Here is a 13210-nt window from a genome sequence, read left to right as displayed (position 1 = left end):
TCCTAAAGAAAATGGGCAGGAATAATCAGGCCGGCATTGTAACAGCAGGCCCTGGCAGCCGCTTAGCTTGAATTACTGATGATAAGAATCGAACCAACGCACGAGCTAGTATTTGGACTCCAGCACCAGCACATCCTGTTCAACCTTCCAACCAACGCGACCGAGGAAGCTCATGCCAAGCAGCGCCTCGGTCGGCGAGCCGCCTTCCAACACCACGGCATCAACGCCCAGCACTTCCAGCTCACCGACCTTCACCCGATCCAGCGTCACGCGCCAACCGCGCGCAGTACCGCTGGCAGTGTTGACTTGCAAAGGCGAACCCATCACCCGGTAATCGATCCCCAGACGACGCGCATGTTCATCATTCAGGGCCACCGAAGTGGCGCCGGTGTCCACCAGGAACTGAATGGACTGACCATTGACCGAACCTGCAATCCAGTAATGCCCACCGATGCCCTTGGCCACACTGAGCTGTTTCTTCTGCGCTTCGGCAAAGCCATCGCTGTACTCACGACTCAAGCTGTAGCTGCGCTCCACGCCATCGACACGCAACACCGCGCCACGGCTGTCAGCACTGACCACCATGACCCCACCTGGACCAACCTGACCGACCTTGACCAGCTTGCGCTGACCATCGACATTCAACACCGCAGCGCCAGGGAACAGGCCGACAACCCGTACCTGGGTGGCCGCCATGACGCCACTGCTCAGCAGTAGCGGCAGGCTCAACAACAGTACTTTCAAGGCGTACATGGAGCGTCTCGCACAGGTTAGTCAAATGGATAAGGTTGCTGCCAGCGCTGAAAAATCGGCCGTAGGCTGCCGTCAGCCACCAGGCTGTCCATGCGTTTATCGAACAGCTCAGCCAGCGCCCGGCCACGCGGCGTATCGGCAAAACCCAGGTAAGTCGGCAGGTCGGTCAGCTGAGTAACACGGTAGCGCTCAGGCTGGCTGGTCGTGCGCAACACATCGTCAACTTCGGCCAGGGCATCGATATAGAAATCCACATGGCCCATGTCCAACATACGCAGGATACCGCCGCGACGCAGCACTTCGCGGTACTGGTGCAAATTTGGCAGATAGCGCTGGTATTCATAACCGCGCATCCAGGCCAGGCGGAATTCGCCAAGGGTCTGCTGGGTCGGGATAGGTTTGTCCAGCAAGCCCAGTGCAGAAATCTGATCGAAGTCGTAATTCCAGCGCGGATAGAACACGCCTTGCTCGACTTCGTTAAGGTAAGAACCCACCCAGGCATCGGCAGCACCGCGCTGCACCAGTCCGATGGAGCGGGTGTAAGGGACCGTCTGGATATCCAGCCTCACGCCAGCAGGCTCGAACACCGTACGGAAAATCTCCCACACCATACCGCTGCCATCAGGATGAGTGCGGCCTTCCCAGGTGTCACTGGCTATACGGATCTGCGTAAGCTCAACGGCGCACAGCGGCCCGCTGACAGCACTTATCACCAGCCACAGCAACCACCGACAGCAGCGGCCCATTTTCAATCCCTTCTGATTACCAGCCCAGCGCAGCGGCCAGCCCATTGCCCCAACCCCAGACAATCAGTTGCAGAGCCATCCAGGCAAACACACCGGCAAGTACGTCATCAAGCATGATGCCGACACCGCCATGCACATGCCGATCAATCCAACGAATCGGCCACGGTTTGAGGATGTCGAACACACGGAACAATAAAAAGCCTAGCAGCAGCCAGCCCCAGCCGTCGGGGGCTAACCAAAGCGTAATCCACATGCCGACCATTTCGTCCCAGACGATACCTTCATGGTCATGCACCCGCAGGTCATCTGCCACTTTGCCGCATAGCCAGAAGCCAAACAACATGGTGATGCCAAGCATCAGCCAGTAACCCCAGTCGGGCAGCATCTGAAACAACGGCATGAAGGGCAGCGCCACCAGCGACCCCCAGGTGCCCGGAGCTTTCGGCAAAGTACCAGAGCCAAAGCCAAAGGCCAGGAAATGCCAGGGGTTGCGCCACACCGAAGGTGGTACGAACTCGGCGGGAACTTGCTTGGGATGATCAGTCACTGACACGTCCAAAATGTTGATAGCCGCTAAACGGCAGCTTTACGGGCTGACCTTGCGCGTCCAGCAGGGTAACGCCCTCACCGGCCACAACACGACCAATAACACGTACCGGCAAACCGGCTTGCTGTAAATCCGCCAGATGGGCCGTCGGCAGGGTAAATGCCAGGCGGTAATCATCGCCACCGCTCAATGCGCACTGGAGCGCCGCTGACTCACCCGCAAAGGCCAACAGGGCGGCAGACATCGGCACCCGTGCCTGCTCGATGATTAACGCTACGCCAGAGGCGGCGGCGATATGACCACAATCGGCCAGCAAGCCATCGGAGATATCCAATGCAGCTGTGGCTTTGCCGCGCAGTGCCTGACCCAAGTCGAGCTGCGGCATAGGTGACCAGTAGCGCGCCAGCAACGGCTCGGCCACTGCGGGCTCGGTTTCCCGTTGCCCCAGCACCAGTGGCAAGGCACCCGCCGCATCACCCAACTCACCGCCAACGCAGAGCAGATCACCGACCTGCGCACCCTTGCGGGTCAGCGCCATGCCAGCTGGCACGCGGCCAAATACGGTCAGCGTGAGGCTCAAAGGCCCCCGGGTGGTATCGCCACCGATCAGGCGGATGGCGCACTGCTGGGCCATCCGATCCAGACCAGAGGCGAACGCCTGCAGCCAGTCGGCATCAGCACTGGGCAGGGTCAAGGCCAGGGTAAAGCCAACAGGCGTCGCGCCCATCGCGGCCAGGTCGCTGACCGATACGCCCAGCGCACGTTGCGCCAGCAGAAACGGGTCAGGCGATTCAGGGAAATGCACCCCGGCAACCAGGGTGTCAGTAGAAATGGCCAGCTGCTCGCCGACCGGCACCTGCAACAAGGCACAATCGTCGCCGATCCCCAATGCCACGCCTTCGCCGGCCTGCGCACAAGACGCAGCGGCGAAGTAATGACGAATCAGCTCGAACTCACCCAAAACAGGCTTAACGCTTGTTAGCGCGAACTTCATCGGCGCGCAGGCGCGGTGCCAGCTTATCCAGCACACCATTGACGAACTTGTGTCCGTCGGTTGCACCAAACACCTTGGCCAGCTCGATGCCTTCGTTGATCACCACGCGATAAGGAATATCGATGCGGTTTTTCAGCTCGAAGGTCGACAAGCGCAGGATCGACAGTTCAACCGGATCGATCTCATCCAGCGGACGATCAAGCAGCGACTCGAATGCGCCATCAATCTCGGTTTTCTGCCGCGGCACGCCGTGCAGGATTTCATGGAAGTAGGCACCGTCCACCGCCGTGAAATCATTGTCGACACGGAACTGTGCTTCGATCTCGTTCAGCGACTGGCCTGCCATGTGCCAGGAATACAGCGCCTGCATGGCCAACGTACGTGCCTGACGGCGCGCCAGCGTCTTGGTGCTGGGGCCTTTTTTGGGTGCTTGAGGCTGCTGCCCGTTACCGTCGTGCTGGCTCACTTGGCCTCCAACTGCGCCAGCAGGCTGACCATTTCCAGGGCGGACAGTGCTGCTTCCGCACCCTTGTTGCCGGCCTTGGTGCCGGAGCGCTCAATGGCTTGCTCGATGGAGTCGACAGTCAGAACACCGAATGCAACCGGCACGCCGAATTCCATGGACACCTGAGCCAGGCCCTTGGTGCACTCGCCTGCCACGTACTCAAAGTGCGGAGTGCCGCCACGGATGACCGCACCGAGGGCGATGATGGCGTCGAAGTCACCGCGCTGGGCGACTTTCTGCGCGACCAGCGGAATCTCGAAGGCACCCGGCGCGCGAATGAGGGTGATGTCGCTTTCGCTCACACCATGGCGCACCAGCGCATCCACCGCACCGCTGACCAAGCTTTCAACAACGAAGCTGTTGAAACGGCCGACAACCAGAGCAAAACGGCCCTTGGGGGCGATAAAAGTACCTTCGATGGTCTTCAGGGTCATAAAACAATTCTCATATAGCGTTAAAGAGCCAGGGGGCAAAAAAGTTATAGCCCAACGGAACAGCGCGTAGCGAGCGCAGGACAGGTGAGGAGCAGGTAAGGCCGCGACATTTACCAAGGTAAAGGACAAGCCAAACCTGTTTGCAACGCAGTCTATCCATGCGCAGTAGCGCGGCGGTCGTTATTCAGCGGGCAGGTATTCTACAACTTCCAGGTCGAAACCGGATATCGCGTTGAACTTCATCGGCGAGCTGAGCAAGCGCATCTTGCGCACGCCCAGGTCACGCAGAATCTGTGAGCCGGCACCCACCGTACTGTAGGTCGCAGGGCTGGCTGACTTGCTTTCTGCACTCTGACTGCGCTCCAGTTGAGCCAACAGCTCCGGACCATTGATCGGATTACCCAGCAACAGCACCACACCGCTGCCGGACTTGGCCACTTCGGCCATGGCCGCACGCAGGCTCCACCGTCCAGCCTGCTTGACCATCAGCAAGTCACGCAGCGGATCGGCGTTGTGCACGCGCACCAGGGTCGGGGTCTCGGCGCAGATGGCGCCCAGGGTCAGGGCCATGTGCACGCTGTCATCCAGGTCATCGCGGTAGCTGACCAGGTTGAACTGGCCCAGCTCGCTGTCGATCGTCTGTTCGCTGACACGCTGCACAGTGCGCTCGTGGATCAACCGGTAGTGGATCAGGTCAGCGATGGTGCCAATCTTCAGGCCGTGCTGCTCAGCAAACACTTCCAGCTCCGGGCGACGAGCCATGGTGCCGTCGTCGTTCATGATCTCGCAGATCACTCCGCTCGGCTCGAAGCCGGCCATACGCGCCAGGTCACAGGCCGCTTCAGTATGCCCGGCACGAGCCAGCACGCCACCAGGCTGAGCCATCAAAGGAAAGATGTGGCCAGGGCTAACGATATCGTCGGCGGTCACATTCCGCGCCACCGCAGCCTGCACGGTACGCGCACGGTCAGCGGCGGAAATACCGGTCGTCACGCCTTCGGCGGCCTCAATCGACACGGTGAATTTGGTGCCGAAACCAGAGCCGTTGCGCGGCGCCATCAGCGGCAGCTTAAGCAGCTCGCAGCGTTCACGGGTCATGGGCATGCAGATCAGGCCGCGAGCGAAGCGGGCCATGAAGTTGATGTGCTCGGCGGTGACGCATTCCGAGGCGATGATGATGTCGCCTTCGTTCTCACGATCCTCGTCATCCATCAGGATGACCATCTTGCCGGCGCGGATGTCTTCGATCAGTTCTGCTGCGGTATTCAGGGCCATGCGGGCGATCTCACTTATTCAGGTAGCCGTGTTCGGCAAGAAAACTGGCGGTCAGGCCCGAGGCGGCAGGTTCGGCGGCTTTGTCACCGAGCAACAGGCGCTCCAGGTAACGCGCGAGCAGATCCACTTCGAGGTTGACCTGACGGCCAGGGCGGTAGTCGAGCATGATGGTTTCGGCCAGGGTGTGCGGCACGATGGTCAGCTCAAATTCGGCGCCGTTGACCGCATTGACGGTCAGGCTCGTGCCGTCGACGGTGATCGAGCCTTTGTGGGCAATGTACTTGGCCAGTTCGCGTGGTGCACGAATGGTGAATTGCCACGCTCGGGCATTTTCCGCCATCGAGACGATCTCACCGACACCGTCAATATGCCCACTGACCAAGTGACCACCCAAACGACTGGTGGGTGTCAGGGCCTTTTCCAGGTTGACCTTGCTACCGGCCTTGAAGTCGATAAACGCGGTACGAGCCAAGGTTTCGCGGCTGACATCAGCCCAAAAACCATCGCCGGGCAACTCAACTGCAGTCAGGCACACGCCGTTGACCGCAATGCTGTCGCCCAGCTTGACGTCTGCAAGGTCAAGCTTGCCGGTTTCCACATACACCCGCACATCGCCACCCTTAGGTGTCAGGGCACGGATACTGCCAATAGCTTCGATTATGCCGGTAAACATGCCACCCCCTGTATCGCAGCCACGGCAAAGCACTGGCGCACAACGCCAGTAGCCTGAGGCTTGGAATAAAAATCAGACATCTAGACCAACTCCTGTTTTATAAAAAACAGGGCGTGATTGATCGATAGGGATTTCGAGGCACGCCTGAACGCGCCTTCTTGAGGCAATCCCGCTCTCTCTTTATCCGGACTTTAACCGTCGGCCCCGGAATCACACCGGGTCTGCTGACCTTGCCAAGCGGTTTACGCCACCGGGCAAGCGCTCGCGGGCTAGGCTGTGCAGCCATTACCGCCGGTGGGGAATTACACCCCGCCCTGAGAACGTTACGGCCGCTTGCGCAGCCGAGACGCGTTTTACCACATATTGCACACGCCCTGCACCGGCAAACGACCGCCTGAATGGCGGGCCATTGCGGATAACGGCTGGTTAAACAACCGGCTGTGGCACCGCGATAATCCGCCAGTCATCACCGACTGCGCGCATCTCAACAATTTTCAACGCTGGCGCATCGGCCATGCGCGCCAACGGCAGGTCAAGCAGCGGCCGCGCGCTGGACCCCAGCAGCTTGGGCGCGACAAATAGCTGGTACTCATCCACCAGGCCCAGACGGGCAAACGCCCCGGCCAACCGCGGCCCAGCTTCCACCAGTACTTCGTTGGCACCACGATTGGCCAGCTCGACCAGCAGACGACGCAAGTCAACATGCCCGTTACTGCCGGGAACGGCCAATAGTTCGTGTCCATCGTCCAGATAGCGATCACGCGCCGAAGCCGCTGCGCACGTCGCCACGAGCGCAGCGCCAGCCTGAAAGAACGGCACGCTGAGCGGTACCCGCAGGCGTCCATCAACCAGCACCCGCAGGGGTGGTCGCGCCTGCGCCAGCGCACTCAGTTCTGCCCCAAGGCCCAGCTCGTCAGGGCGTACCGTCAGCCGTGCATCATCGGCCAGCACCGTGTCGGCGCCGGTCAACACCACGCTGGCGCGCGCGCGCAGCCGCTGAACCGCCGCTCGGGCGGCGGGCCCGGTGATCCACTGGCTTTCACCACTGGCCATGGCGGTGCGCCCGTCCAGGCTCATGGCCAGCTTGACCCGCACAAACGGCAAGCCCTTCTCCATCCGTTTGATAAAGCCAGCATTCAGCGCCCGCGCCTCGGTTTCCAGCACGCCGCTCTGCACGGCGATACCGGCATGCATCAAGCGCAGCAGGCCATCACCACCGACTTGTGGATTGGGATCCTGCATAGCCGCCACCACACGGGCAACGCCGGCATTGATCAAGGCATCGGCACACGGCGGTGTACGCCCATGGTGGCTGCAGGGTTCCAGCGTGACATAGGCCGTCGCGCCACGAGCCTTGTCGCCTGCCTGACGCAGCGCGTGCACTTCCGCATGCGGTTCACCGGCTCGGGCATGCCAGCCTTCGCCGACGATACGCCCGTCACGCACGATCACGCAGCCCACGCGCGGATTAGGGTGAGTGGAGTACAAGCCTTTACGGGCCAGCTCCAGCGCGCGCGCCATAAAGGCGTGATCTGAATTCATCATCAACCTTTAATAGGCTCGCGGGACAGTCGATCGATTTCCTCGCGGAACTCGTTAAGGTCTTGAAAGCGTTTGTACACCGAGGCAAAGCGGATATAGGCCACTTCATCGAGCTTTTGCAGCTCGCCCATCACCAGCTCACCCAGAACCAGCGATTTGATCTCACGTTCGCCAGTGGCGCGCAGCTTGTGCTTGATGTGGGCAATTGCGGCTTCGAGGCGCTCGATACTCACCGGGCGCTTCTCCAGCGCACGCTGCATGCCGGCACGCAGCTTGTCTTCATCGAAGGGCTGGCGGCTGCCGTCCTGCTTGATCAGACGGGGCATCACCAGCTCAGCGGTTTCAAAGGTGGTGAAACGCTCTTCACAGGCCAGGCATTCGCGCCGACGACGCACCTGCTCACCCTCGGCAACCAGGCGCGAGTCGATCACTTTGGTGTCATTGGCACCGCAGAAGGGACAGTGCATAAATAAGGCCAGCCTTAGAACGAAGGTAGCCATGGTAGCGCATCCCGCAGGCAAGACAAGCCGAGGGGTTTGCGGTATACAGGCGCCCATGTAAACCAGCGCAGTTGAGACCTTCCATGAAAGCCCCCACGCCGTTACAACCGCTGATTCTCGTAAGCCTGATCGCTTTGTTGACGGCCTGTGCCAGCGACAGCCCGCCGCCCGCAAAACCCACCGTGCAGACGCCGACGCCTACACCGGCCGAAGCCAAGCCTCTGCCTGCTTATCAACGCGAGCTGAGCGGCAGTCTGTTGAATGTGCCCAATGAAGCGGATGTCGAGCTGGCCCTGCTGGCAGTCGATCAACGCGGCCGGCCGCAAACGCTGCTGGGCAATATCCAACTGCGCGGCACCGGCAACCCGCTGGCGTTTCGCTTGCCGTTCAACCCGGAAACTTTCAATAAACACAGCCGTATCGAGCTGCATGGCCGCGCCAATCAGGCTGGCCGGCTGATTCTGCGCCTGCCCGAGCAACCAATTGCCCGCGGCGAAACCCAGAACCTCGGGGAGTTGCGCCTGGTACCTGCGCCATGACAGCACCGGCCGCCCTGCAGGCTGCGCTCAGCGAACTGCTGGGTGACGCCCAGCTCAGCGCGCAAACCCTGCCCGGCACGGAGATCAAGCTGTGGCTGATCGACCCGGCGAACATGGACCGCTGCTTCAGCCCGGAAGAAACCCGCCTGATCCTTGAAGAACCGCCCTACTGGTGCTTCTGCTGGGCCAGCGGGCTGGTCCTGGCGCGCTGGCTGGCCGAGCACCCTGAGTGGGTGCGCGGCAAGCGCGTGCTGGATTTCGGTGCGGGCTCAGGTGTGGCGGCGATTGCTGCTGCCAAAGCCGGCGCGCTGGAAGTAGTGGCCTGTGACCTTGATCCATTAGCGCTTGCATCCTGTCAGGCGAATGCCGCACTCAACAATGTGCAGCTGAGCTACTCCGCAGACTTCTTTGCCGAGGCTGACCGCTTCGACCTGATTATCGTCGCCGACGTGCTTTACGACCGCGCCAACCTGCCGCTGCTCGACCAGTTCCTCAGTCGTGGACGTGAAGCGCTGGTGGCAGATTCACGCGTGCGCGACTTTCAGCACCCGCTGTACCAGCGCCTAGGCATACTCGAAGCCTGCACCTGGCCGGACCTGGCCGAGCCGGCTGAGTTTCGTCATGTCAGCCTGTACCACGCCGAACGCAGCTAACAGCCCTTGTATCCGCCAGCCCTAGCCCGCATTTATAGTCCATCCCATTTTTCGCATCGCCGAGACCGATCATGAGCACGCCCCCTTACATCGTTGATATCGCAGGCAGCGCCAGCTTCGAACAGCTGGTGATCGAGAACTCCTTCCAGAAGCCGGTGCTGGTGGATTTCTGGGCGGAATGGTGCGCGCCCTGCAAGGCACTGATGCCGCTGCTGGCGAAGATCACCGAGGAATATCGCGGCGAGCTGCTGCTGGCCAAGGTCAACTGCGATATCGAGCAGGACATCGTTGCGCGCTTCGGCATCCGCAGCCTGCCCACCGTGGTGCTGTTCAAGAATGGCCAGCCGGTCGACGGCTTTGCTGGCGCGCAGCCCGAGTCGGCGATTCGCGAGATGCTCAAACCTCATGTGGCCGAACCGGCACCGGCGACCGCCGACCCGATGGAGGCCGCGCAGGCGCTATTCAGCGAAGGCCGCTTTGCCGATGCTGAAGCCGTGCTCAAGGTGCTGCTGACGGAGAACAACGAACACGCCGCCGCACTTATTATCTACGCCCGCTGCCTGGCCGAACGTGGCGAGCTGGGCGAAGCCGAGGCAGTGCTGGGCGCGGTAAAAGGCGATGAACACAAACAGGCGCTGGCTGGCGCCCGCGCGCAGCTGACTTTCCTGCGTCAGGCCAGTGAGCTGCCAGATGTGGCCAGCCTGAAAACCCGTTTAGCGCAAAATGCCGACGACGATGAAGCCAGCTACCAGTTGGCGATTCAACAACTGGCGCGCCAGCACTACGAACCAGCACTGGACGCCCTGCTGACGCTGTTTATTCGCAACCGCAGCTACGCCGACGGCCTGCCGCACAAGACCCTGTTGCAGGTCTTCGACCTACTGGGCAATGACCATCCACTGGTCACCGCTTACCGGCGCAAGCTGTACCAAGCGATTTACTGATCCTCACCCGCGTCGATGTAACCCCATCGACGTGAACTAGCCCACCCAGTGGTAAATCGGCGCATCGACGCCGGTTTCCACGCGCACCTGTGCGCAATGGCGCAGCCGCACCAGCAGGCGTTTGCCCGCTGCCTCACCGCCCGCCAGCCCAGCCAACTGACCGAGCAGCTGCGGCCCGTCGATCTGCCCCGCCTGGCGCAGCAACTCCAGCGTGGTTTGCCACAGCGCATCATTGGCCACAGGCGCGACAGCGGCTGCGGGGGCTGCAGGCGTTTCAAGGCTTACGTGCTGAGCCAGCTGCGCCCAGTCCTGCGCATCCAGCTCAACCGTTAGGTCCACCGGCCAGGCACCGATCTGCCCACGAATTCGCACCATCACTCTGCCCTCAGCTAATCAGCCGCCATGCTCCCACGTCCACTGCAGGCCGCCAAGCAAGGCTGGCCATGGGCGTTAAAAAATTGTTATAACGTAACAAGCATTAACTTCTGATCGGAGATCACCATGCGCCGCCTGCTACTTGCCCTGCCGTTTGCCTTACTGCCCCTGGCCGCCCTCGCGGCCGAACACAGCCATGAACATGACCACGCGCATGATCACGCCGAGCACGGCAGCCTGGACGCTCACGAGCACGGCGCCGCGCAACTCAACGTGGTACTCGACGGCAAGGTGCTGGAGCTGCAACTGGAAAGCCCGGCAATGAACCTGGTGGGCTTCGAGCATGCTGCCAAGAGCGACGCCGACAAAGCCAAGGTTGCCGCCGCACGCAGCCAGCTGGAACAACCGCAGCCGCTGTTCGGCCTGAATGCGGGCGATTGCCAGATCAGCAAGCAGGAGCTGGAAAGCCCGCTGTTTGCTGAGCATAAGCACGAAGAACACCACGACCATGACAGCGAGCACAGTGATATCCACGCGCACTACACACTCGACTGCCAGAAGCCTGAAGAATTGAAACAACTTAACCTCGGCGAACTGTTCAAGCGCTTCCCCGCCACCGAGAAAATTCAGGTACAACTGATCGGCCCGAATGGCCAGCAGGGCCTGGAGCTGACGCCCGCGCAGCCGACCCTGAGTTTCTAACCACCTTTTTGCAGCAGAACGGCCGGGGTAACCCGGCCGCTTACTTTATGAGCTCAGCCCTGATCCACCTGTGCAACCTCGGCTTTGCCTGGCCCGGCCAGCCTGAGCTGCTGGACATCGCCGCGTTCACCCTGCAACGCGGCGAAAGCCTGTTTCTCAAAGGCCCCAGCGGCAGCGGCAAGACCACCTTGCTCGGCCTGCTCGGCGGTGTACAGAAACCTAATCGCGGCAGCATCCAGCTGCTTGAGCAGGACTTGAGTACGCTGTCCGCCAGCGCTCGCGACCGTTTCCGGGTCGATCACACCGGCTACATCTTCCAGCAATTCAACCTGCTGCCGTTTCTCTCGGTGCGTGAGAACGTCGAGTTGCCTTGTCATTTTTCCAAACTGCGCGCCAGCCGTGCTGTGCAGCGCCATGGCAGCGTGGCCAAGGCCACCAACGCCCTGCTCGCCCACCTGGGTTTGCACCAGCCGGAATTGCTGCAACGCCGCGCCGGTGACCTATCGATTGGCCAGCAGCAGCGTGTGGCGGCTGCGCGTGCGCTGATCGGCCAGCCGGAACTGGTGATCGCCGACGAACCCACCTCGGCGCTGGATGCTGATGCCCGCGAAGCCTTTCTCGAACTGCTGTTCGCCGAATGCCGCGAGGCCGGCTCCAGCCTGCTGTTTGTCAGCCACGACCAGAGCCTGGCACGGTTGTTTGACCGCAGCCTGTCGCTGGCCGAGCTGAACAAAGCCACCCGCTTGGCGGAGATTTAACGATGTACCTATTGCGTCTAGCCCTCGCCAGCCTGGGCAACCGCCGCTTTACCGCCTGGCTCACGGTGTTCGCCATCGCGCTCTCTGTATGCCTATTGCTCGCGGTCGAGCGGGTGCGCACCGAAGCCCGCGCCAGCTTTGCCAATACCATCAGCGGCACCGACCTGATCGTCGGCGCGCGCTCGGGCAGCGTGAACCTGCTGCTGTATTCGGTATTCCGCATCGGCAACGCCACCAACAATATTCGCTGGGACAGCTTCGAGCAGTTAGCCCAGCACCGTCAGGTCAAATGGGCCATCCCGATCTCACTCGGCGATTCGCACCGTGGCTACCGGGTGATGGGCACCAGCCCGGCGTATTTCGAACACTACCGTTATGCCCGCAGCCAACCGCTGCAGCTGAGCAGTGGTCGTACCTTTGCCGATGACCCGTTCGAAGTGGTGCTCGGCGCGGAAGTCGCGCAAGCGCTCAACTACCAGCTCGATCAGGAGCTGGTACTGGCCCATGGCGTGGCCACCATCAGCTTGGTCAAGCATGACGACAAACCGTTCAAGGTGGTCGGCATCCTCAAACGCACCGGCACACCGGTGGACCGCACCCTGCATATTTCCCTGGCCGGTATGGAGGCCCTGCATGTCGACTGGCAAAACGGCATGCCCGCACGCGGCGCGGCCAAGGTCAGTGCTGAGCAGGCGCGGGCGATGGACCTGCAACCCAAGCAGATCACCGCCGCCATGCTCGGCCTGAACAGCAAGATCGCCACCTTCAGCTTGCAACGCGAGATCAACGAATTTCGCGGTGAGCCGCTGCTGGCAATCCTCCCCGGAGTCGCGCTGCAGGAGCTGTGGAGCCTGATGGGCACCGCCGAGAAGGCGCTGTTCGTGGTTTCACTGTTCGTGGTGCTGACCGGGCTGATCGGCATGCTTACGGCGATTCTAACCAGCCTTAACGAGCGCCGCCGCGAGATGGCGATTCTGCGCTCGGTCGGCGCGCGGCCCTGGCATATCGCCAGCCTGCTGATCGTCGAAGCCTTTGCCCTGGCCCTGGCCGGCGTGCTGCTCGGTTTGCTGTTGCTGTACCTGGGCATCGCCGGAGCGCAGGGTTATGTGCAGGCGAATTACGGCCTGTACCTGCCACTGAATCTGCCAACCCGCTATGAGTGGACGCTGCTCGGCGCTATTCTGAGCGCCGCCCTGTTGATGGGATGTGTACCGGCCTGGCGCGCGTACCGCCAATCCCTGGCCGATGGCTTATCGATCCGTTTATGAGG

The 13210-nt window shown here is 61.4% G+C and carries 17 protein-coding genes and 1 riboswitch; of the genes, 6 read left to right on the top strand and 11 right to left on the bottom strand.

All coding sequences use genetic code 11. From position 1 onward, the window contains the following. Positions 1 to 105: 105 nt before the first annotated feature. The 10 genes from HBN63_RS16560 to nrdR form a co-directional block, all read right to left on the bottom strand. A complete protein-coding gene (locus HBN63_RS16560) occupies positions 106 to 753 on the bottom strand; it encodes a TIGR02281 family clan AA aspartic protease (protein WP_160089314.1) in 648 nt (215 codons plus the stop codon). A gap of 17 nt (positions 754 to 770) precedes the next feature. Next, on the bottom strand, positions 771 to 1499 hold the full coding sequence (locus HBN63_RS16555; protein WP_090255820.1) for a transporter substrate-binding domain-containing protein: 729 nt from the start codon (positions 1497 to 1499) through the stop codon (positions 771 to 773). A 16-nt stretch (positions 1500 to 1515) separates the two neighbouring features. Next, entirely contained in the window at positions 1516 to 2046 is a 531-nt protein-coding gene (locus HBN63_RS16550) for a phosphatidylglycerophosphatase A (protein WP_170050161.1), read from the bottom strand. Further along, positions 2039 to 3007 (bottom strand): thiamine-phosphate kinase, encoded by a 969-nt coding sequence (gene thiL / locus HBN63_RS16545; RefSeq protein WP_170050192.1) that lies wholly within the window; start codon positions 3005 to 3007, stop codon positions 2039 to 2041. The genes HBN63_RS16550 and thiL overlap by 8 nt, the downstream gene beginning before the upstream one ends. A 7-nt stretch (positions 3008 to 3014) precedes the next feature. Then, positions 3015 to 3506 (bottom strand): transcription antitermination factor NusB, encoded by a 492-nt coding sequence (nusB, locus tag HBN63_RS16540; RefSeq protein WP_169852851.1) that lies wholly within the window; start codon positions 3504 to 3506, stop codon positions 3015 to 3017. Next, positions 3503 to 3979, bottom strand: coding sequence for a 6,7-dimethyl-8-ribityllumazine synthase (gene ribE / locus HBN63_RS16535; RefSeq protein WP_090255729.1), 477 nt, complete (start codon positions 3977 to 3979; stop codon positions 3503 to 3505). The genes nusB and ribE overlap by 4 nt, the downstream gene beginning before the upstream one ends. Before the next feature lie 180 nt (positions 3980 to 4159). Then, on the bottom strand, positions 4160 to 5254 hold the full coding sequence (ribBA, locus tag HBN63_RS16530; protein ID WP_090255731.1) for a bifunctional 3,4-dihydroxy-2-butanone-4-phosphate synthase/GTP cyclohydrolase II: 1095 nt from the start codon (positions 5252 to 5254) through the stop codon (positions 4160 to 4162). 10 nt (positions 5255 to 5264) lie between these two features. Beyond that, on the bottom strand, positions 5265 to 5927 hold the full coding sequence (locus HBN63_RS16525) for a riboflavin synthase (protein WP_090255733.1): 663 nt from the start codon (positions 5925 to 5927) through the stop codon (positions 5265 to 5267). A gap of 167 nt (positions 5928 to 6094) precedes the next feature. After that, positions 6095 to 6253, bottom strand: a riboswitch (FMN riboswitch). 100 nt (positions 6254 to 6353) lie between these two features. Then, positions 6354 to 7472 carry a bifunctional diaminohydroxyphosphoribosylaminopyrimidine deaminase/5-amino-6-(5-phosphoribosylamino)uracil reductase RibD gene (gene ribD, locus HBN63_RS16520; protein ID WP_090255735.1) on the bottom strand — a complete coding sequence of 373 codons (1119 nt, stop codon included), beginning with the start codon at positions 7470 to 7472 and terminating at the stop codon, positions 6354 to 6356. After that, positions 7472 to 7936 carry a transcriptional regulator NrdR gene (gene nrdR, locus HBN63_RS16515; RefSeq protein ID WP_090255738.1) on the bottom strand — a complete coding sequence of 155 codons (465 nt, stop codon included), beginning with the start codon at positions 7934 to 7936 and terminating at the stop codon, positions 7472 to 7474. Before nrdR ends, ribD begins: the two co-directional genes overlap by 1 nt. Before the next feature lie 116 nt (positions 7937 to 8052). Here nrdR and HBN63_RS16510 point away from each other — a divergent pair, with 116 nt between their 5' ends. From HBN63_RS16510 to trxA, 3 genes are all read left to right on the top strand, one after another. Next, positions 8053 to 8508 carry a YbaY family lipoprotein gene (locus HBN63_RS16510; RefSeq protein ID WP_167147158.1) on the top strand — a complete coding sequence of 152 codons (456 nt, stop codon included), beginning with the start codon at positions 8053 to 8055 and terminating at the stop codon, positions 8506 to 8508. After that, complete coding sequence (locus HBN63_RS16505) at positions 8505 to 9161, top strand: 50S ribosomal protein L11 methyltransferase (RefSeq protein ID WP_090255743.1); 657 nt, start codon at positions 8505 to 8507, stop codon at positions 9159 to 9161. The genes HBN63_RS16510 and HBN63_RS16505 overlap by 4 nt, the downstream gene beginning before the upstream one ends. Before the next feature lie 71 nt (positions 9162 to 9232). Beyond that, the gene (trxA, locus tag HBN63_RS16500; protein WP_170050160.1) at positions 9233 to 10105 is read left to right on the top strand and encodes a thioredoxin; all 873 of its coding nucleotides are present in this window, start codon (positions 9233 to 9235) and stop codon (positions 10103 to 10105) included. Between the two features lie 36 nt (positions 10106 to 10141). Here the strand turns inward: trxA and HBN63_RS16495 are convergent, their stop codons facing one another. Further along, positions 10142 to 10480 carry a hypothetical protein gene (locus HBN63_RS16495; protein ID WP_170050159.1) on the bottom strand — a complete coding sequence of 113 codons (339 nt, stop codon included), beginning with the start codon at positions 10478 to 10480 and terminating at the stop codon, positions 10142 to 10144. Positions 10481 to 10606: 126 nt separating this feature from the next. Here HBN63_RS16495 and HBN63_RS16490 point away from each other — a divergent pair, with 126 nt between their 5' ends. The 3 genes from HBN63_RS16490 to HBN63_RS16480 are packed head-to-tail and all read left to right on the top strand — an operon-like array spanning position 10607 to position 13208. Then, positions 10607 to 11182: a DUF2796 domain-containing protein gene (locus tag HBN63_RS16490; protein ID WP_160089332.1), complete on the top strand. Its 576-nt coding sequence runs from the start codon at positions 10607 to 10609 to the stop codon at positions 11180 to 11182. A gap of 47 nt (positions 11183 to 11229) precedes the next feature. Continuing rightward, positions 11230 to 11940: an ABC transporter ATP-binding protein gene (locus HBN63_RS16485; RefSeq protein ID WP_170050158.1), complete on the top strand. Its 711-nt coding sequence runs from the start codon at positions 11230 to 11232 to the stop codon at positions 11938 to 11940. A gap of 2 nt (positions 11941 to 11942) precedes the next feature. Beyond that, positions 11943 to 13208, top strand: coding sequence for an ABC transporter permease (locus HBN63_RS16480; RefSeq protein WP_160089336.1), 1266 nt, complete (start codon positions 11943 to 11945; stop codon positions 13206 to 13208). Positions 13209 to 13210: the final 2 nt, after the last annotated feature.

The organism is Pseudomonas sp. WS 5011 (genome assembly GCF_012985775.1).
Classification (GTDB): domain Bacteria; phylum Pseudomonadota; class Gammaproteobacteria; order Pseudomonadales; family Pseudomonadaceae; genus Aquipseudomonas; species Aquipseudomonas peli.
Note: the sequence above shows the minus strand (reverse complement) of the source record. Positions and strands in the feature narration are given on the sequence as shown.